24 protein-coding genes and 1 pseudogene are annotated in these 23,665 nt (G+C 47.0%); 11 read left to right on the forward strand and 14 right to left on the reverse strand.

Annotation, left to right across the window (positions count from 1 at the left end):
- Positions 1-35: 35 nt before the first annotated feature.
- The gene (locus QMK20_RS24410) at positions 36-584 is read left to right on the forward strand and encodes a transposase (protein ID WP_283653633.1); all 549 of its coding nucleotides are present in this window, start codon (positions 36-38) and stop codon (positions 582-584) included.
- Positions 581-820, forward strand: coding sequence for a transposase (locus QMK20_RS24415; RefSeq protein ID WP_283653634.1), 240 nt, complete (start codon positions 581-583; stop codon positions 818-820). The genes QMK20_RS24410 and QMK20_RS24415 overlap by 4 nt, the downstream gene beginning before the upstream one ends.
- On the opposite strand, the gene QMK20_RS24420 is transcribed toward QMK20_RS24415, so the two are convergent.
- The 8 genes from QMK20_RS24420 to QMK20_RS24450 form a co-directional block, all read right to left on the reverse strand.
- Complete coding sequence (locus tag QMK20_RS24420; RefSeq protein ID WP_283653635.1) at positions 817-1,191, reverse strand: reverse transcriptase family protein; 375 nt, start codon at positions 1,189-1,191, stop codon at positions 817-819. The two genes, QMK20_RS24415 and QMK20_RS24420, sit on opposite strands and share 4 nt — an antisense overlap.
- Before the next feature lie 695 nt (positions 1,192-1,886).
- Positions 1,887-2,084: a hypothetical protein gene (locus QMK20_RS24425; RefSeq protein WP_235332247.1), complete on the reverse strand. Its 198-nt coding sequence runs from the start codon at positions 2,082-2,084 to the stop codon at positions 1,887-1,889.
- Between the two features lie 159 nt (positions 2,085-2,243).
- Positions 2,244-2,621, reverse strand: a complete 378-nt coding sequence (locus QMK20_RS27825) for a transposase (protein ID WP_404580054.1) — start codon at positions 2,619-2,621, stop codon at positions 2,244-2,246.
- A 166-nt stretch (positions 2,622-2,787) separates the two neighbouring features.
- A complete protein-coding gene (locus QMK20_RS24430) occupies positions 2,788-3,807 on the reverse strand; it encodes an LLM class flavin-dependent oxidoreductase (protein ID WP_283653636.1) in 1,020 nt (339 codons plus the stop codon).
- A 128-nt stretch (positions 3,808-3,935) separates the two neighbouring features.
- Positions 3,936-5,099 (reverse strand): AI-2E family transporter, encoded by a 1,164-nt coding sequence (locus tag QMK20_RS24435; protein WP_283653637.1) that lies wholly within the window; start codon positions 5,097-5,099, stop codon positions 3,936-3,938.
- 154 nt (positions 5,100-5,253) lie between these two features.
- Positions 5,254-6,276 (reverse strand): LCP family protein, encoded by a 1,023-nt coding sequence (locus QMK20_RS24440; protein WP_283653638.1) that lies wholly within the window; start codon positions 6,274-6,276, stop codon positions 5,254-5,256.
- Positions 6,277-6,390: 114 nt separating this feature from the next.
- Positions 6,391-7,359, reverse strand: coding sequence for a cation diffusion facilitator family transporter (locus tag QMK20_RS24445; protein ID WP_283653639.1), 969 nt, complete (start codon positions 7,357-7,359; stop codon positions 6,391-6,393).
- 239 nt (positions 7,360-7,598) lie between these two features.
- Positions 7,599-9,272 carry a DEAD/DEAH box helicase gene (locus QMK20_RS24450; RefSeq protein ID WP_283653640.1) on the reverse strand — a complete coding sequence of 558 codons (1,674 nt, stop codon included), beginning with the start codon at positions 9,270-9,272 and terminating at the stop codon, positions 7,599-7,601.
- A 426-nt stretch (positions 9,273-9,698) separates the two neighbouring features.
- Between QMK20_RS24450 and QMK20_RS24455 the strand changes: the two genes are divergently transcribed.
- Genes QMK20_RS24455 through QMK20_RS24475 form a run of 5 tightly spaced genes read left to right on the forward strand, consistent with a single transcriptional unit; the run spans position 9,699 to position 12,377 of the window.
- Complete coding sequence (locus tag QMK20_RS24455) at positions 9,699-10,343, forward strand: immunity 50 family protein (protein ID WP_283653641.1); 645 nt, start codon at positions 9,699-9,701, stop codon at positions 10,341-10,343.
- Positions 10,336-10,800 carry a HEAT repeat domain-containing protein gene (locus QMK20_RS24460; RefSeq protein WP_283653642.1) on the forward strand — a complete coding sequence of 155 codons (465 nt, stop codon included), beginning with the start codon at positions 10,336-10,338 and terminating at the stop codon, positions 10,798-10,800. Before QMK20_RS24455 ends, QMK20_RS24460 begins: the two co-directional genes overlap by 8 nt.
- Before the next feature lie 29 nt (positions 10,801-10,829).
- A complete protein-coding gene (locus QMK20_RS24465; RefSeq protein ID WP_283653643.1) occupies positions 10,830-11,459 on the forward strand; it encodes a hypothetical protein in 630 nt (209 codons plus the stop codon).
- Positions 11,460-11,490: 31 nt separating this feature from the next.
- Entirely contained in the window at positions 11,491-12,051 is a 561-nt protein-coding gene (locus QMK20_RS24470) for a hypothetical protein (RefSeq protein WP_283653644.1), read from the forward strand.
- 5 nt (positions 12,052-12,056) lie between these two features.
- A complete protein-coding gene (locus tag QMK20_RS24475; RefSeq protein ID WP_283653645.1) occupies positions 12,057-12,377 on the forward strand; it encodes a hypothetical protein in 321 nt (106 codons plus the stop codon).
- 11 nt (positions 12,378-12,388) lie between these two features.
- Here QMK20_RS24475 and QMK20_RS24480 read toward each other — a convergent pair whose 3' ends face one another.
- Complete coding sequence (locus tag QMK20_RS24480; protein ID WP_283653646.1) at positions 12,389-14,023, reverse strand: DUF6138 family protein; 1,635 nt, start codon at positions 14,021-14,023, stop codon at positions 12,389-12,391.
- 212 nt (positions 14,024-14,235) lie between these two features.
- Between QMK20_RS24480 and QMK20_RS24485 the strand changes: the two genes are divergently transcribed.
- Positions 14,236-15,657 carry an SMI1/KNR4 family protein gene (locus QMK20_RS24485; protein ID WP_283653647.1) on the forward strand — a complete coding sequence of 474 codons (1,422 nt, stop codon included), beginning with the start codon at positions 14,236-14,238 and terminating at the stop codon, positions 15,655-15,657.
- Between the two features lie 18 nt (positions 15,658-15,675).
- On the opposite strand, the gene QMK20_RS24490 is transcribed toward QMK20_RS24485, so the two are convergent.
- Positions 15,676-16,290, reverse strand: coding sequence for a TetR/AcrR family transcriptional regulator (locus QMK20_RS24490; protein ID WP_283653648.1), 615 nt, complete (start codon positions 16,288-16,290; stop codon positions 15,676-15,678).
- Positions 16,291-16,301: 11 nt separating this feature from the next.
- Positions 16,302-16,478, reverse strand: a pseudogene (locus QMK20_RS24495) (FAD-dependent oxidoreductase); the annotation flags it as partial.
- A gap of 394 nt (positions 16,479-16,872) precedes the next feature.
- Between QMK20_RS24495 and QMK20_RS24500 the strand changes: the two are divergent.
- The 3 genes from QMK20_RS24500 to QMK20_RS24510 all read left to right on the forward strand — a co-directional run bounded on the left by QMK20_RS24500 (position 16,873) and on the right by QMK20_RS24510 (position 20,739).
- Positions 16,873-18,105 carry a PHB depolymerase family esterase gene (locus tag QMK20_RS24500; RefSeq protein ID WP_283653650.1) on the forward strand — a complete coding sequence of 411 codons (1,233 nt, stop codon included), beginning with the start codon at positions 16,873-16,875 and terminating at the stop codon, positions 18,103-18,105.
- Positions 18,106-18,842: 737 nt separating this feature from the next.
- On the forward strand, positions 18,843-19,106 hold the full coding sequence (locus tag QMK20_RS24505; protein ID WP_283653651.1) for a hypothetical protein: 264 nt from the start codon (positions 18,843-18,845) through the stop codon (positions 19,104-19,106).
- Between the two features lie 478 nt (positions 19,107-19,584).
- On the forward strand, positions 19,585-20,739 hold the full coding sequence (locus QMK20_RS24510; RefSeq protein WP_283653652.1) for an MFS transporter: 1,155 nt from the start codon (positions 19,585-19,587) through the stop codon (positions 20,737-20,739).
- Positions 20,740-20,836: 97 nt separating this feature from the next.
- On the opposite strand, the gene QMK20_RS24515 is transcribed toward QMK20_RS24510, so the two are convergent.
- The 3 genes from QMK20_RS24515 to QMK20_RS24525 form a co-directional block, all read right to left on the reverse strand.
- Positions 20,837-21,196 (reverse strand): winged helix-turn-helix transcriptional regulator, encoded by a 360-nt coding sequence (locus tag QMK20_RS24515; RefSeq protein WP_283653653.1) that lies wholly within the window; start codon positions 21,194-21,196, stop codon positions 20,837-20,839.
- A gap of 800 nt (positions 21,197-21,996) precedes the next feature.
- The gene (locus QMK20_RS24520; protein WP_283653654.1) at positions 21,997-22,875 is read right to left on the reverse strand and encodes a cysteine ABC transporter substrate-binding protein; all 879 of its coding nucleotides are present in this window, start codon (positions 22,873-22,875) and stop codon (positions 21,997-21,999) included.
- 17 nt (positions 22,876-22,892) lie between these two features.
- Positions 22,893-23,648 (reverse strand): amino acid ABC transporter ATP-binding protein, encoded by a 756-nt coding sequence (locus QMK20_RS24525; RefSeq protein WP_283656337.1) that lies wholly within the window; start codon positions 23,646-23,648, stop codon positions 22,893-22,895.
- Positions 23,649-23,665: the final 17 nt, after the last annotated feature.

The following is a 23,665-nucleotide window of genomic DNA, read 5'->3' on the forward strand; positions in this document are numbered from 1 at the left end:
CGATAGTTTGGCCCTGGAAGAATTGGGGTTTTCAGATGTATCAGAGTACCAAAGCCGGGCAAAAACCCTATCGCCGGGAGGATCTTCTCAAGCTCTATCTTTATTTCTATATGAACGGCATCCGTTCCTCTCGCAAGATGGAAACCGAAACGAAAAGAAACATTGAACTGATGTGGCTAATTGGCAAGCTCCAGCCGGACCATGGCACATTATCTGCTTTCATGAAGAATAACCAAATAGCTATAAAAAAGCTGTTTAAAGAGTTCACCTTAATGTTAAAAGGTTTCGGATTGATCGATGGTCAACTTGTCGCGATAGACGGTACAAAATTAAAGGCGGACTGCTCTAAAAAACAACACTTTAATACTAATGTTATCAGTAAGAAGCTAGAGTACATCGATCAAAAAATCGATGAATACTTGCGTGATTTTTTAACGGAGAACAATCGCCAAAAAAAGCAGGAAATCACAGAGAAGTTAGAGGATTATCAAAAGCGAATGCATGCGTTGCAGGTAATTAAAAAGAACTTAAGGATACGGGTGAAAATCAGCTTTGCGTTACCGATTCGGATGCTAAATCAATGAAAAATAACGGGAAGCATGAAGTTTGTTTCAATGTTCAAACTGCGGTGGACAGCAAGTATAAACTAATCGTGGACTGCGATACGGTCAATGATGTCAACGATCAAGGGCAGCTGTCCAACATGGTGCAGAAAACAAAGCAAGTTTTTCATGATCAAAAAACCACAATTGTGGCCGATACAGGCTATTTTAATTACCTTGAAACATCGACGTTGTCGATGAAAGCACCGAACTCTTAATTAAGCCGCATTTGGGGTTCCAGGATACGTTTGACTGCCGCTTGCACGACACGGTCTTCTACGGTAGGAATGCCTAGAGGTCTTAACGTGCCGTCCGCCTTCGGGATGTGGACTCTCTTTACCGGCTTTGGCCGGTACGTCTTGCTTCGCAGCGCGTGCTGAAGGGCTTGTACATGGCTCTCCAACTCAGACTCGTATGCCTTTAGGGTCACTTTGTCTACGCCTGCAGCTCCCTTATTGCGTTTCACCTCTCGAAAGGCTTCCTCCAAGTTTGGTACTGCCCAAATCTTGTCGATGAGGCTATACCATCTGCGCTTCTTGCCACCTTCTCCTTCACGGAAATGCCTGACGGTTTTCGTCTTTTCCTCCATGCTTTATCTACTTCCCTTCTAACACCCAGCGGATTAGCCCTGTGGGCAGTATTCCGAGTGCATGGTTGGTCCTTAACCCCAGACGGTCTACCATTATGTTCGACCCCGGTTCTACGCGCTTCGTGGCTCCCCGGCTTCTGCCTGGTACATGGCAGTTTTTTTCAGCACTTCTCTTTCACGGTTTCGGGCTTCGCACCAGGTCACTGCCTTTTCAAGTCGGCGCCTGCATCGGCGACTCTGCGCCAATTCACTTGCCTTTGCGGCCTTTCCGGCAAGCTTCTTCACTACTATCCCTACGTCTGACTTCTTACCCTCCGTCGTTTCGTTCTTGACCTCACGATCAACGAAAGTTACCGCTTCGCGGAGAGGATAAGATCTCCTTGGGTCACGTCATCGCACTTTCCCCCGAATCCAGTCCTCTTAACCTACAAGAGTTACGGATGGTATGGGACGTTCCTTTCTTTTGCAAGGTTGTCCTACTCTGCCGGCCAACTTGGTTTTGCCGCCTGTTCCGGGTTTTGCCTTCTCATCCTCAGCACCCTTCCTCACGGACAGAGCACTATGAGTCAGCTATGTACTTCCGCCATCTCGCGGTGTACCGGGGGACCTTCACCCGTTAGCACGATGCGCTGCCAAGCGCACAAAAGGAGGTCCTGCAGGACCTCTTCCGATTGATTACAGACATATGTATGAAGTTAAGAGATGGAATAGGCGTAAATAGGCTCGATCGGCTTAAAGTACAGATACCCGTCGTCCCATGGCTGGAAGTGCAAGTCCATTCGTGAATTCTCCCAAGGGACAGGGGGACCTTTTGTGCCGAGACGACCCGGAATCACAGTCACCTCAATGACAGCGTGAAATTCCTGATAGCCGAACAGCAAATTCTCGTGCATCGCGATATTCTCATACTTATTCCCAAAAAAGCATGTTCCTCCTGCAGCTGGTAATGATAATAGATGTAGCGCGCCATCATTCCCCGCTTCAGATGAGCGATCCGGCCAACACGTCGCTCCACTGGATTTTTGCGCAACCAATGCTCATAACCTGCGGGTTCATTGAAGTGGGATACTGCCATGTTTGGGGGTGTAATGGATTATTTCCAGCCGTTTGTCTAGACGCAAAGCCGTTTCGGATTCAAAAGCTTCATATAACGAGGCTATTGAGTCGGTATTCAATTTGCCTATCACCAAACGGATTTTGGGTGTACTCGGGTAATGAACGTCTAACAATTTCCGAACTTGCTCCACCCACACCATTTTTGTGCGACGAGGACGAACACTGACGTGCCGCCAGCCTGCAAGTGGTTCGGTGAAGATAAAGATACTACAGGTTCCATGGTGCACGTATTCCGAGTCTTCGTGCATTGGCTCGGCGGGCTTCATCGGGATCGGTTTTCGTGCGTCATCCAGTAGTTTGGAACGGTTTCTCATCCATACAAATCACAGGACATGGGTAAATGGTATACCTCTGGTTGTCTCCTGTGCACGGATCTGTCTCTGGATCTCGTTACGATTCAAAGGTATTATCACATGCGCTGGAATATCGAGACAGAATATCGTTACTTTAAGGAACTTCTCAGTTTCTAGAAAACCTGCATCAAACCCGTACAGAAGACAGTCCAAATGCTTCAGCCATGAGACGTATAGATTTCATTTTGGCGTCAAAGTCATGAATAATGCTTGCGACCATGATTTCCTGTGTATGATAAGCCTCACTCAATTGCTCAATTTGGTGCTTCACCTGCTCGGGTGAGCCAACCACCATGCGCTTGCGATTCTCGCGGATGCGCATCCGGTCATATGGCGTATACGGATAGGCCAATGCCTTTTCTACGGAAGGTGTGCCGGCTGAGCGCATTCCCTGCTCCAGCAACACCAGGGACAGGTCCATACTGGAAGCCAATCGGTTGGCTTCCTCTTCGGTATCCGCACAGATAGCAAATACAGCGACAAGTGAACGCGGCTGATCACTGTGCTGCGAAGGCTTAAAATGCTCCTGATACTCTTTCATCGCTCCTGTGCCGCCTTCGCCGTTGATGAACTGCGCAAATGCAAAGCCCACGCCACGTTCGGCTGCAAGCCCTGCACTGTCGCCGCTGGAGCCTAGCAGCCACATTTCTGGCACGGTTTCTACGAGCGGCATCGCCTGTAATGAGCCGAAGCGATGCTCACTGCCTGTACTATCATGCAAATAAGCTAGCAGGTCATCCAACTGCTCAGGGTACAGATCGACGCCACCTCTAATTTTGCCCTCCTGCAAGGCTCTGGTAGCGATTGGCATGCCTCCCGGGGCACGTCCCAGGCCCAAATCCATGCGCCCCGGGTACAAACCCTCCAGTACACGGAAGTTTTCCGCTACTTTATAGGCGCTGTAATGCGGCAGCATCACACCCCCTGATCCCACTCGAATTGCCCGGGTACGAGCGGCCAGATGCGAAATCAATACCTCAGGGCTGGAACCAGCAAGATTAGAGGCAGCATGATGCTCTGATACCCAAAAGCGATGATACCCCAAGCGCTCCGCCTCTATAGCAAGCTCAGCGGTCTTTTGTAATGCTTGCGCATGCGTCATGCCTTCCGATACCGGAGATTGGTCAAGAATGCTGAGTTTTATCATATAAAGTCTGACCTTTCTGTTTGGGAATAAGAATAGGCATTAATTATAGCACGCGAAGCCACAGTTACCCAAGAGGGCTCAATTTTATTTACCCTGAAAAATTGATTTCACACAGGAATTGGAAATGTTTATTTTTCGTTGAGGCTCGCCTTCACTTTATCCGCTTCATAAAGATGAGAACGCTTTTTAAAGAAACTAAACAGATGTGTGACGATAACCTTCAATACAGCATAGCCCGGAACCGCCAGTATAATCCCTACCACTCCAAACAGATTGCCCGCCGTCAGAATGACAAAGATAATCGTGATTGGATGCACCCGGAGAGACTTGCCCATAATTTGCGGAGAAATAAATTTACCCTCAATGAGCTGTACGACTGTCCATACAATGACCATTTTGAGCAGCATAACCGGAGATGTTACCAAAGCTACAATTAATGCAGGCGTAATGGCAATCACAGGTCCCAAATAAGGAACAACGCTCGTAAAGGACGCAATGACGGCAAGCGTCAGAGAATAGTCCAGTCCGATGATCAAGTAGCCGATATACAACAGCACCCCGATACAGAAGCTGACAATAATCTGCCCCCGGATATATGAGCTGACCTGATGATTCATTTCGGTCATAATGCGATCAGTCTCTTTACGAAACATAGGCGGGAACATCTTCAGCACCGACTGTGGCAGCTTGCGTCCATCCTTCAGCAGGTAGAACAGAATAAATGGAACCGTAGCGATCGCAAGCACCGTTTCTGTGACTACACCCAAAAAACTTCCCAAACTTGCCCAGATATTATTAATGAAGGCAGATAACTTTTCAGAAGCTTTGGAGGCCAGCTCCGACGGATTGATTTGAATCGTGTTTTGGAACTGGTTCACGAAGTCACTGCCAATTAATTTCTCAAACTGTTGTTGTACTTGCTCGCTATATGCAGGCACATTTTGAATCAATCCCTGAATCTGATCGCGGATCACGGGCACTACCGATGTAATCACGATGGTAATGATCCCTATGATGAGCAAATACAGCACAATAATGGAGTATATCCGCTTGACCTTGTTGCGCTCCAGTACATCAACCAGCGGATTGAACAGATAGTACAAAACTCCGGACAAAATGACTGGGAGAATGATCGTTTTCAGCAGCACAATAACGGGGGTAAATATGTACGAAATTTTGGTAAGCACCAATACATTTAAGCCGATCAGCAGCAGTACCAGCAGGAATAACACAAACTTGTTGTTCAGAAAAAACTTTTTGAATCGGTCTTTCCATGCCGGAGTTGTTTCCACATGACATTCCCCTTCTCTTTAAGCAAATGAGTGTAATGACCCTTCATATCGTTAAGATATATTCTTAGATCAAAATATACAAGGTTATACCCGAATAAACACAAAAGCAAACAAAGTTGTACGACAGCATACAGACTTTGCTTGCTTTGGAATGTTATGGAGTATCGTTTGTCTTGGTTGCAGCGGAATCCGTCGTTGTGGTCACAGGTTTGTTTTCTTGCTCAAACATATTTTGTACAAAGTTCTTAAGCTTTCTCTGGTCCACACCCAACACCTGTGCCCCCTTAACCGTTGTCTCTCGCACCAGCTCATTCGGTGGAATTTGCTGTTTCGCGATCGTTTTGGCGTCGATATTAAAGCCCAATGAAGCCAGTTGCAGCATTTCCGTTGTGCTCAGATTCGTTTCAATATATGGAGAGATGCTGTTTAAAATACTTGGCAGCTTAATCAGAGACGAGGTCGACTGGATTTTGCCACCCAGCTCGGTAATAAATTTGCGTTGCCGCTCCGTACGCGTAAAATCGGAAGTGGCATCATGACGAAAACGCACATATTGCAAGGCCGTTTTACCGTCCATGTGCTGCATTCCCTTTTTCAAATCAATATCAAACTGGTGCTTGTCTGCTTTGGAAGTGTAGTACATATCCTTTTCGACATCCAAATCAATACCGCCCACAGAATCCACCAGCGCAATAAAGCCGTTAAAATCCGTGTATACATAGTATTGGATCGGTATGCCGAGCAGGCCGCTCACCGTTTGTCTGGTCAGATCAGGCCCGCCGTAAGAAAATGCAGCATTCAATCGACTTTGCCCATGGCCCGGAATATCAACGTACGTATCACGCAGGATGGACATGAGCGTAGCCTTCTTCGTGACCGGATCAACAGAAGCAACCATAACAGAGTCAGAGCGTCCTGAATCCTCCCCGCGTGAATCGCCGCCCAGCAGCAAAATATTCACTCTCTCTTTCCCATCCCACTCTGGGGGAAGAGATACTTCTACAGGCTGTACATTCGTTGGGGACTGGCTTTGTGCTTGCGGCTTAAATTTCGAATCCTGACCGGTAGCGACCGAAATTTGATTTGTAAAATGATATATAGAGTAAGCATAATATCCGCCCACCAAAAGAACTGCCGCAGTCACAGAAATGCCCAGCCATTTTAATATTTTTCGCATATTTTCGAGTAACCTCGCTTTTATTCAACATCTTTCAGCTTATAAAAGCATACCCTCCCTGCAAGTTATCTGTCAATTCGCGTCGTCTGTTCAGCGTACACGATTGACCTGTGACTAATGGTAGTTTTCCTTGTCTGTCACGCTGTTATTCTTATGTTCTTGCGGCGCCAGGTTAGCTTTGTCAGGAGTGTCCGCGTACCATGGATTAAGATGCACAAGCACCTCGTAAACCCTCGGCTCCTGCTTCATCACGGCCCCTTTGATCAGCCGGATAATATCATGTCCCTGCTGAATCGTCAGGGAGGCATCCACAGAAGCGCGGATATCCACAATAATGTAATGACCGTGCTCACGGGCACGGATGCGGTCAATTCGCTGAACCTCGGCTACACTTAGGGCTGCTTCGGCATAGCTTTCGATTTCCTCGGTTGCAATCGCCTTTTCCATCAGTACATCTATGGATTCACGGCCCATTTCCCACGCCAGCCTCAGAACCAGCAATGCGACCACAAACCCGGCAATCGGGTCACCGTAGGATAAAATATGAATGCTCCAGTGCTCCCCGATCAAGCCCAAACCGATACCCAGTACAGCAGCAGCGGAGGCGTACACGTCCGCCAGATGATCTTTGGCCGTAGCAATGAGACCCTGGCTATTGGCTGCCCTTCCGATACGGATCGTATATATATACAGCCATTGCTTCCAGAGCAGGGAGATGATCGCCGCCACCAATGCCAGTATATGTTCCTTCGGCATCGGTTCAAACAGCGCCATAATGGAATGGTAGCCGATAAATATGCCGGCTGCGAACAAAATGACCGCTACCACGCTGGCTCCAATAACCTCTGCCTTGCCGTGACCATATGGATGATCCTCATCCGGCGGCAGACTCGATATACGCATCGCCCCCAGCGCCGTTGCCGAGGCGATTACGTCCCCGGCGTTATGCACACCGTCAGCAACCAGCACTTTGCTGTTGAACATGACGCCTGTAATGATCTTAATGCCGGTTAATAGGATGTTGCTGATCAGACTGATCCACGCTGACACCATAGCGCGTTTGCCCATATCCTGTTCCTGCATGATGTATAACCTCCGTATCTATCTTAAAAACAACTGTTATCGCCAAGTTAATCAGTTGTTTTTAAGGCAGCTATGCTGCTGGTTTTCTTTAGTTGCTCAGCGCAGTAATGCTGCTTATGTCATCCTATGATGCTGCCGCATCGGCGGCATGGGTGGAGATGATAATAGCCCCGGAAGATGAGCCTCTCCGGGGCTATTATCATAACCATAGTTGAGCGTTCTATGAGAACACTCTTGCTTTATCTGGACCGTCCGCGACGGCCTCCCTGTCCTTGTGCCCCGCGCGGTCCGCCCTTGGCCTGTCCACCACGACCACCTTGGCCTCCGCGTGCGGAACCACCGCTGCTGCGGTCATACCCGCCGCGTTCGCTGCTTTGCCCTGCGGAGCGTCCTTGGCCTCCGCGCGTGGAACCGCTGCTGCTGCGGTCATACCCGCCGCGTTCGCTGCTTTGCCCTGCGGAGCGTCCTTGGCCTCCGCGCGTGGAACCGCTGCTGCTGCGGTCATACCCGCCGCGTTCGCTGCTTTGCCCTGCGGAGCGTCCTTGGCCTCCGCGCGTGGAACCGCTGCTGCTGCGGCTGGAGCGACGCTCGCCGCCTGCGGATGCAGCGCGCTCTTCGCGCGGCTGCTCCCGCTCGGTGCGGCCACGGCCTGCGCCGTCACGGCGACCCGCCTGTTCGCGACCGCTGCCCCGGCGTCCGCCGCCGGAACCGTTGCCGCCGAAGGAACGGCGGTCGTTTCTGCCTGAGCGGTGTTCTCCGCCCTGCCGCTCAGCTGTATTGGCAGCAGGTCTACGCTGCCCGCCGCCCTCGCTGCTGGTGAAGGTAACACCAGCAACCTTCTGGATGTTCCGAAGCTCTGGAACATCCCGTGGCGTGGCGAGCGTTACCGCCACACCTTTGCCTCCGGCACGGCCGGTACGCCCGATGCGGTGAATGTAGCTTTCGGCATCCTGCGGCATGTCATAGTTAAAGACATGCGTTACGCCTTCCACATCCAGGCCGCGTGCGGCTACATCGGTCGCTACGAGCAGTTGAAGCTTCGCTTCACGGAACGCCTTCATTACTTGCTCACGCTTGTTCTGGGACAAGTCCCCGTGCAGCTCGCCGCTCTGGAAGCCCATTTCTTGCAACTGCTCATTTAGCGCAGCAGCGCGGCGCTTCGTACGGCAGAAAATTACAGCCAAATACGGACGATCTGTATTCAGCATGTCCACCAATGCCTGCTGCTTGCCCCGATCCGTCGTCTGTACAACGACCTGACGGATTTGGCTCACCGGAACGGAAGAAGCAGACTTCACTTTTACATCCACAGGCTCGTTCATATATACACGAGCCAATTTGCGGATACCTGCTGGCATCGTAGCAGAGAACAGCATCGTCTGCCTCCGGTACGGAACTTCCTGAAGAATCGTCTCTACATCGTTCAGAAAGCCCATGTGCAGCATTTGGTCAGCTTCATCCAGCACCAGCATTTTAACACCGCTCAGATCCAGCGTGCCGCGTCTCAGGTGATCCAGCAATCGTCCGGGTGTACCGATAATCAACTGTGCGCCGCCCTTCAGCTTGCGAAGCTGACGCTCTACATCCTGTCCTCCGTAAACAGCCAGCAACGACAAGCTTGGCTCCGTAGCCGCCAATAAGTTCGCTTCCTGTGTAATCTGGAGCGCCAGCTCACGCGTTGGAGCAATCACGAGCGCCTGCGGATGGCGCTTGTCCAGATTCATTTTTTGCAAAATCGGCAGTAAAAACGCAAGCGTTTTACCTGTTCCCGTATGCGCCTCGGCAATAACGTCCTGACCTTCCATCAACAGCGGAATGGACTCCTGCTGTACAGGTGTTGGTGCTGTAATTCCCTGCTCTTTCAAGGCGTCTACCCAATGTTGCTCTACGCCTAATGCTGCAAAATTCTTCAAGTGGTATTCACTTCCCTTATCCGTATTCAATATGTGTCACGTAAAATAGGTTCATGTGCCATATGACATTCATCGTTCCATAGTTCAGAATTCCCATTTTTGTATCGGTTCTCATTCAACCCTTTTCAGGAAGGGAGCTTATCCGTTATCGTTGATTCTGTTCATGTAACCAAAACATACGGCCGCAATGCGGCTCAGGCCGTTCCATATATGACTTTCCTAGTATACGCGAAGTTGAACGGGTTTCCAAACCATTTTAATGAACGGATGCAAAAGGTGAATTTAGTTACCATGTCAGATATTATGAAATAGGAAATGCTCGAACAGAACACCCAGACATAAATTATGTTTTCCAATCATGGACTTGTTTTTCTTTACCACAACCTTGAAAAATCCATTATACTAAACATCAGGAGGTTGAAACTTATGCATATTCAGGTTCAAAACGTTGAGAAAAAAGAAAACGATTATCTCATTCATTACAAAGCCGGGGGCACACTGCCGTTCGTTCCGCATGATATTGTTCTGATTCATGGCAAGCAGTATTTTATCGGCACGATTGTGGAGGTAGGGGCGGAACAGGCTCTTTTACGTATCAATCCGCAATATGAGAGCCAGTTGGCAGGCTCCATCGGGCTTGAACTGGCTTTCTCACCGACCGTCTCCATTCAAGGAGCAGATAAAATCGTGGAAAAGCTCGGATATTTCCCTCCCTTTCATTATGACCAAATTACAGCAGCTGATATCACAAAGGACCAGATAACATTGACGATTGAGCTATCACCCCCTACCGTACTGATACCCAAATCACCCGATCTGACTCCTTCCGCTGAACAGCCTTTACGTTCTACATCTTCAACGGAAAATGTACCCCGTTACGCGGTGTCCTTTACTTTTTTAGAGACAAAGGAACATGAGTTGACCGCTATGGAAACGGAAAATATCATTTTACAGCTTGATTTCCGTTATGAAGAAGCGGATATGGTGATTGATATTGATGCATTAACCGGACTGTCAGGCAGCTTCCTGTGCAGAGGCATCCGTGCGGAGATTGCAGAGTTGAATGAATAAACAGGAGGCTCGGGAGCTGCTGCGCTGTCATTCTTTTACACATGATGATCTGGATCATCCCAAAATGACGAACGGATTTTTTCTGTTGCAGTTGGCGCAGCAGTCGTCCGAGGATGAGCTTATTCGTATGGAGGCGCTGAAGGTCATCGGACTGTACACGGATGGCAACCAGCAGCCGACCATTTTACGGGGAATTTGCGAGCTGCTGGTCACGCCTGACGAAGATGATGATGTGCAAATAGCCGCTTTGCAAACTTTGGCATGGATGCCCTGCTCGGAAGCAGAACTCGGATTGGCCCTGAAGCTGATCCACAGTGATGCATACATATTAGTCAAGGAAGCAGCCTTTGCGCTGCTGTGCTCACATAAGCACCTGCCTTTCGCACAACATGCCCTGAAGCAATTGTTACAACATGAGGAATTCGGCGTGTCTGCCAAGCGGGAACTGTCAAGATAATCGACAACCAAAGGAGAATCAACCTACTCATGCGAGTCAAAATATTTATATTCATACTTATTATCGGGGTAATATGTGTTCCCGCCTATTTCATCATGAGCAGCTTCGGGTTATTTCAAAATGAAAAGGTACTTGTACAGTACAAGGTTGCCGTGGACTTGGAGGGTGAAAAGTATGATGCCTGGCCTGTAATCAGCAGCTTTACCGCTATAGACAAAAAAGGCGACGACCGTCAGCTCTACTATCAGGCGGAAGGCGCCGGCTTAGAATACTTGTTTCAGTTAGCCTATGGACAATATGAACTCAAGCCCTCCAAAGAAAATCCTTTTCTGGACGGAAGGATTCACTACACCCTGGATCATCCCGATTACGTTCGGCAAGAGAAGAAATATAAGAACGCCAACGATTACAGTCAGTTACAGCATTATTATAACCAGCAGGAACAAGTCATCTATACTTATAATCCCGAAGCCAGGCTTGACAAGGCATATGTTCGCTCCATTATCACAACAGGTATGACTCGCAGCTCTGGTGGATCAAGCAGTCTTGTGAAAGATAACTACATCAATATCAGTAGACTGTTCAAGGACAAGCTGGGAATTACCGTAAAAGTAGACGTGGACGAGGACAATAAAATCGTTACTCTATTCATAATATGAAAAATATCCGTGAGAAAGGAAGGGGATACTTATGACAGAAACACAACAATATCGATTGGGACCTGCTTATTTGGAGGGATGGGCTGTACCCGAGAACCCGGACGCATGGATCGAGCAGGAATGGACAGGAAAGCTCCGTTCTCAGGCCGGACATACGAAATTTCATATTTTTTATTATGGAGAGTGGATGGACGAGCTGATCGCCGTGACTGAATTTGCACCTCAGCTCATGATTGCGGAGGATACGGTCACGGGCGAACAGATCGTGATATTTGACGGAACCCGACACGGTTACGACGCACTGCTATGCGAAGTATATACGGAGGAACAGCAGAACAACCGCACTCCCCTTTTACCCTATTTAGATGAAGACGGTGAGGATACGTTTGAGGTGAGCGTGACCGCTTATTACAATGTCGATTGGGATGATGAATTTTCAGACGATGTGGATGAGGATGGGCAGCTTGAGCTGATCAACGGCAAGCTATGCGATTTTGAAGAGGCGAAGCGGAACGGCTTTGATGCGATTAGTATTACGATTACAAGCGCCAAAGGTCTGAAAACAGAAATCATTCAGGAAGAGCTGGCCTGACGAGGATGGAACAGAAACGCTTCAAGGATGAATCTCTGAGCGTGAGCGGTATGAATGAATGGGTATTCACCAATCTGGAACGTTTTCAGAGCAATCCTGTCAATACCACCTATTATATCATCCCGGAGGAAGAGCTATGGGAGCTGGAGGATGCAGGTCTCACCGTCACCAATCACCGCGATGAAAGTATTCCCGCTTCCCTTCCCGATCACCATGCACAGACATGGCTGGAGATAGCGACCGTGCAGGATGTCATTGAAGTGCTACCGCAGCGGCAACGAGCCGGACATCCACCGCATCGCACAGGGACTTCAGTATTACCATGAATACGATGCTTTTATGGAATAAGCGTCTCCAGCCGCACTTTTACCTCAGGATCAGCCTGTTTCAGACTGCTTTTCAGCTTTTTCTCGCCGCCCCAAATTCGGTAAACGAGCAGCTCTTTGTCGTAATCGTCCAGCTTCTCAAGCTCCTCGACCAGCACCTGTGCCTGCTCCACATTTTGGATTCCGGACGACTTCAACGGCTTGGCACTTTGGTTGCCTGCCAGAAGAATCTTCGTCCAAACTGGAATCGTGTCCGGTGTCAGTCCATGCGCTTCGGCAAAAGCAGCCGCGTAGCCGTCCTGTACCGACTGATGCTCCGTGTCCACCAGCTTCATATAGCGAATCACCAATGGAAAATAGTCCGTTCCTTTCAGGCCCAGTCCCATCACCGCATAGGTGCCCGGCATCGCCGATTTTTCTCCCGGATCCACATCGTTGTACCACTTGAACTCTTCCATCGCGATATCTGCATATTCAGCCAGTAGCGGGTAGAGAGCTGGATATTCCAGTGCATTGGCAAAAAAACGATGCAACGTGGATTTAGCCAGCTTGGGCACAGGCAGGATATTTTTCACCTTGCTCTTGAGCTTCAGGCGATATTCCTTGGTAAAGCCCTTCTGTAAAATATCGCATACATATACGAGCGCTTCCCTGTAGCTCTCTTCTTCCTCCGAACGAATATGAACCTCCAGCGTTTGCAAAATATCATTCGCTTTACAGGTGACACGCTCGCTTGTGTATAGCGCTGGAATGCTACCTGATCCGCTCTTGAGCCACTGGGCGGCCTGCTCCGAGCCTAGCTGTGAAGCGATCTCCAAATATTTCTGCCGTGCATCGGCATCGGTCGAACCCACTCGCATCGCGGTGAGCAGGAACATCTCTATGGCTGGTGCAGGAATATCTGAAGGACGAATATCAGGCTTCACCGTATAATCCAGCCCGTAGCTTTTTTCACGATCCGCATACCTCGCCAAAAATTCATCTTCGGCCCAACGCTTCAAGTCACCGTTAAGCTGATGTCTCCATGCTTCCTCACGATTGCGGCTCACCTTCACTTTTGCATCCATTCGATCCAGAAGGTCACCTACCCGTTCGGCATCTATAGGGTACAAATGAGGATCGAGCAAGTGCCTCACAAAGAAAAAATCGTCCTTTTCCTTCGGCACAGCTTTACTGGAGGGGTTGAGCTTCTGTTCCACAAACTGCTGGATAGAGGCTAACAAATGCTGTCGTTTATCTTCGTTTAGAAGTGAAAATGTAAAATGGCTGGATTTCTTCTCCAAGACCACTTCCAGATGAAATTCCAGCCGATAACGAAAGAACATGGAACTAAATTTTTCAGACTTAAACAGCGTCTCTATCCGTTCCCTGATCACAGGCATCCATTCGTCCTGCACCTGCTGGAGCGTTACACCCTCCGTAAAATTAGGAATCTTCGTATCCGGTTTACGACTGTCCCAATCAAATAGCTCATAGATGTCTACCCGTAGTCCGTTCTTATTACACATGACGTTCAAGTATTCATGAATTCCTTCGTGAAGGGCACTTTTTGTCTGGAATTCGGCGATTCGTTTTTGCTCAGAAGCGTATACCTTATCAATTGCCTCGAAAATCGGATCTATGTATGCTTGTACCCCTGATGCCATTATGATGTGTTCCTCCTTCATCCCCTACAAATTGTAGTTCTAACGTAATTAAGATAGACTAATTTATAACTATTTTATTTCCTGATTATAGCATATCTCTCATTTACTTTTGGACTCAATGAGCAGAAAGCAACGGAGCTTCGTAATGAGATTCTGTCATTCTTGCAGAAGCAGCATTGCCGGACTTTAAAGTAAAAGGAGGACGAATGAAAATGACGGCATATTTTGAGCAAACCCTTGATAGGCTGGGGGATATCGCAAAACGTCTGAGACAAAGCGGAATGCCTGACGTGGAATACAAGTGGACGGAGGGCATCTCCACAGGTGAGCTAACTGCGCTGGAGGAAGGACTACAGAGACCTTTACCCGCCTCCCTGTCAGAATTGATACAACGATGTGGCAGCCTATACCTGTTATGGTCGCTCCCCCAACACTGTATTGTAAGTGATGTATCGGGACGTACAGGTGAACATAGCTCCATCTCTGATTACGAACTGAACATACTCGAAGATATCACGGGTGAGTTTGGCTGGAATCATGAGTATATTAGCTATTTCACATCTTATGGGGAAAATGCAGACTCACCAGCGACGACGGACGAACATCGGTATCTGATTTTCAACTACAACGGTGCGGGCGATCCGGTACTGCTCGATTTGGCGACATCATCTGCCGAGCCAGCGGTGTTCTGCTATGATCACGAGCAGGATCAGTTCACCTTGCTTGCGGACAATCTGCCCGCCTATATAGACACCATCCTCACACTACACGGCCTATGGATATGGAATTGGACGACAGTGATTGACGAGCATGGCATTCAGCTAAAAAGTCCCCCGCTACAAATGTGGGTACGCTGGCTGGATACGTTCTGCAATGTGAAGCTGGAGGATGCCCATTCACTTGAGGCTTTGATTAGACACACCACGATGCATGGTGTAGACAATCCTGCCATATTACAGGCTTTTCAGCCCTATGATCCGAAGGATATTTTCCTTGCCTGGGAGCAACTCATTCAGCATAACCCTACACAACTCGCTACATGGGCCGTTTTTATAGGAGAAACCGCTGGCGACGGGGCTGCCGCCTGGGTCCGCTCCTTATGGCAGCCGGGCAACGTGCAAGCGTGGACTTCTTCTTCGGTTCCCAATAGCGGCTCTATTGCTGTAGGTACATTTGTATCCACCCGTGCCTACCTGACCGCCCGCTGTCTGCCTGGGCATGAAGGCTTGGCATACGTGTGCAATTACCTGCTACAGCATTCAGCGGTGGATGGTAAATTAGAAGGGTACACCGCTAACGGGCAGTTACAGCATTTTCATTCACCACAGGTCATTGACTGGATCCGGGATAAGGTGAATCATCCCGTAGAGGGCTGGGCAGCGCTTTTCGCCCACTCCCGTCCTACAGCTGAGCAGCTGCTTGAATGGCTATCTGATAGCGAGCTTCATCAGAAAATCACAACCGAAGCATTGAATATCATGATTCAACGGGATCTTCTTCCCACTCTGGAAGCAGACACTTGGGCTAACATCTCAGACCTGCTTCATGCTTCTTTGCAGCTTGTTATGCTCAAAAAAGATAAACGCCGTATTGAAGCAGTGCTGGAGCAGCTTTCTGATTTGGGGCTTTGTTAACCTTTTGGAGCCGCTGCGTCAGCGGCTTACCCCCTTGAAAAAGGTATCTATAGTAAATGAAATTAATTCGTCATTCGATTTTTCCGTAGGGAAATCAAAATTCAGGAGCAGAGAAGTCAAGCCGTGCAACATGCTCCACACGGATGTGGCGATCAGGCGATCATCCCCTTGAGTTATGCTGCCATCATCCATAGCGGCTTTTAGTCCGGATTCAAGCAGCTCAAAGCCTTTAAAGCGTCCACTGTCAATAAGGCTGATTAAGCTTACAGATTCCAGGTTGCTGATAAACAGGATGTTGTAATATTCCGGGTTAGCCGTTCCAAAACGAACATAAGCGTCGGACACTGTTTTCAGCACATCCAGGGCATTCAATCCTGCTGCCTGTGCTTCTTCCGCACGCTGCTGAAGAGACTGCAAAAACATGGAATTTCCTTCAATCAGCAGTTCTCGGACAATCGCTTCCTTATTGGCAAAATAATGATAAATGGTCGTTGGCGAATATTCGATCTGATCCGCAATTTTGCGCATAGAAACTTCGGCATACCCTTGGTTCAGGAAAAGCGAGCGGGCGGCCTCGATTATTTTCCGGCGGATTTCACTGCTTTCACGTTCTCGGCGTTTGATATGTTTCATAAGTAGGTGTAGACGCCATGCAGGGATACGTCAAAAGTATAACCCTTTCTTTTGAATTCAGTTGCGAAACCGCCGGCCAGGGTATGACTTTCAAAAACAGCCGTTCGGTAACCGAGCGCGGAGAGCCTTGCTGCACAGGACAAACCGCCAAGACCTGCGCCGATGACGATAACATCATACTTGTTCATGATTTCATCTCCTTTATTAACATTGTTATTTAAATTAACACCGTTAAGTTAAAGGGATTATAACCCACAACATTACGTTTGGGAAGCCCCGGTTTTTGGGGTTATCTGTCGGGGCTAACCATCAAAACATAAGAGATTTAGCTCTTATTACATTACAGCCGCAAAAGTTAAGATAATACAAAAAACATCCAAAATTGTAGCGCTTTCACTTGTCAAATTCCAATGAAGATGCTATCCTGCAAGTGGGATTGTTACTGAAAAGGCAAAACCCGAGTACATTTGTGTACCCGGAGTTTGCCTTTTTTTGATTTTATATCGATGCAGCATTATACAGTCAACCATCCCAAGCATGTGTAAGCGCTTTAAAAAAATGACACCAAAGGAGATCAATTTCATGCAAAGAAGACGTTTCGCCCTTGTTTTACTATCTTTCGTGTTCCTGCTCACGATCGTTTTCCCGTCCTCCAGCTCTGCCGCGGCATCCGATGTACCAGCACCACAGGCTACCCTGCTTACTCAGGTACAGCCTTTGGGTGAAGTCGTTTCTGCTGTTGTACTGAAATACAGCACCAATATTGACGGGGCATCCTTGTCCACTTCCAGCTTTCAGGTTCAATCTGTACTCAATGATGTATACACAGACAGAACCGTGACTGGTGTGTATACCAACGATTCTGGAATCATCACCAACCGCAGTACTCATGGCAAATATGTCGTGATCGAACTGGATACACAGGATAAAAATGCAAGTACCCTTACTTACGATGCAACGAGTGGCGTCAACCGCATCAATACGTTGAATTATTACATTAGTCAAAAGAAAGACATTGCATCTCAAAAGAAAGCAGTCATTCCAGCCACTGCACAGACTGTAAAAGCAACCGATAAAGTTACACCTATCGTGGACGATTTCCAAAAAAACACCTTTGAAAATAAAGACGGCTTCAAACTGAACTACTTTACGTTTGAGCCTAAAGTAGAGTCTGGCAAAACCTACCCGCTGGTTGTGTTCCTGCACGGAAACGGCGAGCGTGGTGACGGAAACGGAGTAAACCTGCTGGCGAATGCTGGTGCCGTTACTTGGGCTTCTCCTGAGCAGCAAGCCAAACACCCTTCCTTCGTAATCGCTCCACAAAGCCCGATTGACCTGGAACATAAATTTATTTGGGCGGATGAGCCGCGCAACAGCGCTGTAGCCGATCTGGTACGTGAAACGGCGTTAAAATATCCGATCGACACTAACCGAATCTATATCGTTGGTATTTCTCAAGGAGCTATGGGAACGTGGAGATTGTTGGAGAAAAATCTTGATTTGTTCGCCGCAGGTGTGCCGATTGCCGGTTTGACCAACTATGAAAAAGCCGTTAACATGTATGCACCTGTTGATCCTAAACACGTGGAAGTATTGAAAAACGTACCTATTTGGGCCTTCCATGCCGTAGACGACACCTCGGTAAGCCCTAAAAACTCGCAAGAAATGGTAGCTGCCATTAAAGCACAAAACGGAAATCTCATTCATTTTACTGAATATGAGGCAGGCATTATCAAACCTGTAGGACACTTCTCATGGGTTCCCGCTTTGCAAAATCAGGATATGATTGAGTGGCTGTTTGCACAAAAGAAATAAAATTGTTTTTCATATCTCTAAAAATAAAGCGCCAGATAGGTTCGATATCCGTCTGGCGCTGTTTTGCTATCTAAAAAAACTACGACAGCATAATTAACTAACTTATAAGTGAATTCCATTTTTGCTCTAAGTCGTTGAGGTAGCCTGCGCTATTGCGATTAAATTTTTTGCGTAATATAACGCTGGTTAAACGCTGATCCCACAGTGCTTTTCGAGATTTATAGCGAGTAAAGCAAACTGAGCGCAGTCGTGAAATGACATGTTCTTGGCGCAGTGCATCATTCACTAATACGATCATTTCACCATTGCGTATGATGTAACTGTTCCAATTACGAAGTCCCGTAATACGACGGTGACTAGCCTTCGTCCGTCGAAAGAATTGCTCTAAGTCATTGCTCGTTCTTGGAATGTAGTAATGGTCATAACAAGTGAACAAGCCTTTCCAAAACCCTCTGGAAAAGTTAAGTAAATTGTTAACCATTAGCTCGTCACTCTGATGCGTGTAGGTTTGTTTCACCCATTCCAGTAGCAGGGACAGTTCCCACACAGCCGTCTCACTACTTTTATCTTCCTCAGGAGTGAGAATGCTAGCGATATGTTCCAAGGGTTTCACTAGCCGCGAAACGGCTGTATAACTAGGTTTTAATTCTTCAATTTTACTGAATATTCTGACAACACCTTGAAGTAAATTAGGCTCTTTTTTTACTCAAGCATCTTTGTAAGGAAGCTTGTATGGCTTGTGCACGTTCATAAATTTTGGTACTCCTAACGCTGATAATCTGCCGTTCTACCTTACGGATTCCAAAGGTAATAAACTGGATACAGGGATCGCCGATCAAGGCGAGCCAGAGGGGATAATCGCGTTCATGACGGTTGGTCATAAGCTGCCGCAAGAGATGGTATTGCAAATCAATGTGAATCGCATCGGTGGGACTGAGGGAAGCTGGAAAGGCCAACTTCAAATCGACCAACTGAAGTCATCAACCCCAAGTACCAAGTAATCCGTGCTTTAAAATTTCCAATGAGAAAGGTGGACACCTCATGAGTGTCCACCTTTTTTTGTCGCGAATAAATCAATTTTGAACCGGGGTCCCTTTTCATTGGTTTTGAGATTTATAAAGTATGGATTCAGCAATCGGTATGCCGGGACAGCAACCGTCAGTGCTTAGGTAAGAACTTTTATCACTTCAACAACAATCTTAGATTAATAAACTATGCTGCCCGTTAGCTGAGCGAAGGGCTGCCACGCGGCAGCCCTTTCGATGTTGAATCTATAGTTCCCCGAGGGAGTTTAATAATCATAATACGGTGTTAACAAAATTTAGTGTATATGCTCAGGGTGACACTCACCTTTATGACAGTACCTGTACTAAAAGTGCGTACTTACATATTTACAGTGCAATCTTTATACTCAAAGAAGGAAATAAATAAATTTCTATAACCTGGAAATATAAAAACTTAAGAAAGAGGGATAATTATATGTCTAATGCTTGGAAAGTTTACTTATTAGCCGCTGTTAGCTTCTTGCTTGGAACATCCGAGTATATCATAGCAGGGATTCTCGACACAGTTGCAAGAGACGTTAATGTCTCCGTCGCTGCTGCTGGTCAGCTCATTACTGTTTTTTCACTCGCCTATGCTTTTGGAACACCTTTCCTTATCGCATTTACAGCACGAATGGAGCAGCGCAAGCTTTTAGTTTATTCACTTGGTGTATTTGTGATTGGAAATATTATCGCCGTAGTTTTACCTGGCTTTGGATTTCTTTTAGTCTCACGCGTTATTCTTGCACTAAGCATGGGAGTATTCGTTGTAACCTCCTTTACTGTCGCTACCAAGATGACTCCACCTGATAAACAGGGAAGTGCAATTGCAACAATCCTTATGGGCTTTAGCACCTCGTTGATTATCGGTGTTCCGCTAGGCAGAGTTATTGCTTCCGCTTATGATTGGAGATTGATCTTCGAAGGAATCGGTGCACTTAGTATTCTTGCGATGATCGTTATACTCTTAGTCATCCCACGCTCAAATGGCGATGAGTCGGTTCCCTTGCGCAAACAGCTTGCTTTAATTAAGCAACCGAAAATAATTGCAGCCCTAATGATCACTTTCTTATGGATTTCTGGTTATTCTACGGTCTACACCTACATTTCTCCCTTCCTGCTGTCGATTACAGGGATGAACAGTAAAACAGTTATCATTGCTTTATTCGCTTTCGGGATTGCCAGCTTATTCGGCTCAAAGCTTGGCGGCTATAGTACGGATAAATGGGGATTCCCTCGTACTTTATTTGTCAGTATGGTACTGCATATAGTAGCCTTAGTTCTACTGTCATTATCAGCCCAATCGCCTGCTATCGTTTTCCTTGTGCTCATATTTTGGGCTCTCTCTGCTTGGTCAACAAGTCCAACTCAGCAATATCACTTAATGACGCTTGCTCCGGCGGCCTCAGGCATTATGGTGAGTATGAATAGTTCAGTTTTACAGCTTGCTATGGGTGCTGGTGCAGGAATTGGAGGCGTTTTCGTGGAACAAGTTTCCTTAGCTTCGATTAGCTGGATTGGAGCTGCGGTTGTTGCCATCGCTGCAATAACCGTTATGGTATATTTACGAGTAACCCACTCCAAAGCTTGACAATCTGTAATAGTTAGCTTTATTAAGACTGCTATAAAAAAGAAGTATTTCCCTGTTCAGGAGATACTTCTTTGTAATATAAACAAGACAACTATGCCTACCGCTGTACAGCCTCCAGAGCTGGCGAACTGTTTTTCTCTCCCCACTCGCACATCATATTTAACAATGGAATGAGAGAAAGACCACTTTCAGATAATGAATATTCAACTTTTGGAGGTATTTGGGGAAATTCCTTGCGTATGATAAGCCCATCTGCCTCCAGCTCTTTTAACATGATGCTTTGCGTTTTAAAGGAAATGGTACCGATACATCGATTCAGCTCATTAAACCGCATTACCTTATTTTCAGACAGCCAATACATAATGATCATTTTATATTTACCGCCTATTAAGGACAACGTGTATCCAAAGCCAGTTTCTTTTAGTTTCACGCCAGTTGGAATATAGGTTTCGCGCACAAGTTACACTCTCCTTTTGGTAAGTATATGATATAAATATGCATACTTTATAATACATCATTATGCAATCTTATTGAAAGGATGTAAATCGCTATAAAATTTGATATATCCTAAATTTGAATAAATTTTAGAAACGGAATGGGACCGGAACGATGGCAGCGCGAACGCGGAGGGCGAGTGTTGGCCAAAACAGGAAACGGTTAGTTGAGTAAAGATAACCTTTTTATTACTTCTTCAGATATTCGATTCACAATGGAGAATGTATCTAAATAACCCTCTATGACAATGTCTGAACTTGGTTTAACTGTCCTTTCCATTTCCAAATAAGCCGACCTTCCCTTAACTAAATAGTTTTTTAACTATGACAGCATAATTAACTAGCTCATAAGTGAATTCCATTTTTGCTCTAAGTCGTTGAGGTAGCCTGCGCTATTGCGATTAAATTTTTTGCGTAATAGACTGTTCCGTTTTCTCTGTTACAAGCGCTTTGGATTCAACTTGCTCTATTTTTCGTTCGATGTCGCGAATCCCGCGCATGCTCTTTTTGAGTTCCATTTTTAACTTGCGATCGGCGTCGATAATGGGCTTAGCAATGTCTTTCAGATAGTGGTACTGACTTTACTTTCGCGTAACTCCTTATTACTTATTTTATAAATAAAATGACTCGATTCAATAAATACAACTCTCTAATTCTACTGTACTGCTGAAATTGCTAAAAGGCCCATTTTTTCTTAATAATAAAAAGCGCCGGGTTCATTCCCCCCAACGCTTCCTTAATGCCTTCATGTATGAAACAACGATTATTCCACTTTGCCGCCCTCTACGACCAATTGGTCTGTAAAGCCTTCTCCGTAAACAGAGGTCAGTGTGTCCTTGTAGGCTTGATGCACAAAGTTTTCCTTGCCTAATGTAGCCAGCTCATTGTTGATCCAGTCTAACAGCTCCTTATTTCCCTTCGCTACTGCGGGTGCAATCGTATCCTGGCCGCCAAAGGCCGGAATGGTTACGGTGAAGCCGGGATTGGCTTTCGCCCAAGCGATCAGCTCTGTATTATCGTTAGCGATGGCAGCGCCGCGCTTGTCTTTGAGAGCTGAGAAAATTTCCGTGTACTGATCGAATTTGAGCAGCTTGATGTCAGGATAATTTTTCGTAAAATAGGTCTCAGCCGTCGTTCCTTTTGCGACAATCAGCTTCTGATCCGAGTTCTTCAATTGATCAATCGTAGTGATCGGAGCGCTGTCGGGTGATACAATGCCAAAGGATAATTTCATGTATGGATTAGTAAAATCGACCTTTTCTTTGCGCTCGTCCGTCACGGTAAAGTTAGCCATGATGATGTCTACCTTGTTGGATTGCAAATAAGCGACCCGGCTGGCGGCATCCACCAGCACGAACTCTACCTTGGACTCATCGCCCAGTAGATCCTTGGCAAATCGTTTCGCAATATATACGTCAAAGCCCTGATTTTTCCCTTCTGAATCCACGTAGCCAAAAGGAGGCTTATCCGCGAATACACCAATTCGGATTTTGCCGTTCTTTTTAATGTCCTCAATTGAAGCAAATTTTGCCGAGCCAGAACTGCCATTGGTATTGCCACCTGCTCCTGCGCAGCCCGTCAATCCGATAAGCAGCAGGCTTACAGCCAGCAATAATGCCGTTAACTTCAACCCTTTTTTCATCGTATTCATCCCCCTGTTTATGTAGTTTCATACTGAAATATATCCAGAAAGTGCTGGGCACGCTCTGTTTCCGGTTGGGTAAAAAATTGCTGTGGCGTGGTCATTTCGCATATTTGTCCTTGATCCATAAAAACGATACGATCCCCCACCGACTTGGCGAATCCCATCTCATGCGTCACGATAATCATCGTCATTCCCTGTCGCGCCAGTTCTCGCATCACATCCAGCACCTCCCTGACCATTTCCGGGTCCAAGGATGCCGTGACTTCGTCAAAGAGCATAATTTCAGGGTTCATACACAGTGCGCGTACAATCGCAATCCGCTGCTTTTGTCCGCCTGATAACTCTCTCGGATACGCATCCTTGCGATCCAACAGACCGACCCGTTCCAATAATTGCTCCGCTTGCTTGAGCGCTTCCTGCTTGTTTCTTCGCTGCACTTTAAGCGGGCCTAGCAATATATTTTCCAAAACGGTCATATGGGGAAACAGCTCATAGTTCTGGAATACCATCCCGATATGCTGTCGTATCTCCCGCCAATTCACTTTTTTATCCGTAAGATCCTGCCCTCTATATTGGATTTCTCCGCCTTGGACTGGCTCCAGACCATTGAGGCATCGCAGAAGTGTGCTTTTTCCACAGCCCGAAGGGCCAAGAACAACCACGACCTCCCCCTTCGTTACCTCCAGATCAATCTGTTGGAGTACCTTTCGATCACCGAAGCTTTTGTCCAGCCCTCGAATCTCCAGCAAAACCTCCACAGCCTCTGCCATTACGCCACCCCATCCTG

The sequence above is a fragment of the Paenibacillus sp. RC334 genome, from assembly GCF_030034735.1.
In the GTDB taxonomy this organism is placed as follows: domain Bacteria; phylum Bacillota; class Bacilli; order Paenibacillales; family Paenibacillaceae; genus Paenibacillus; species Paenibacillus terrae_A.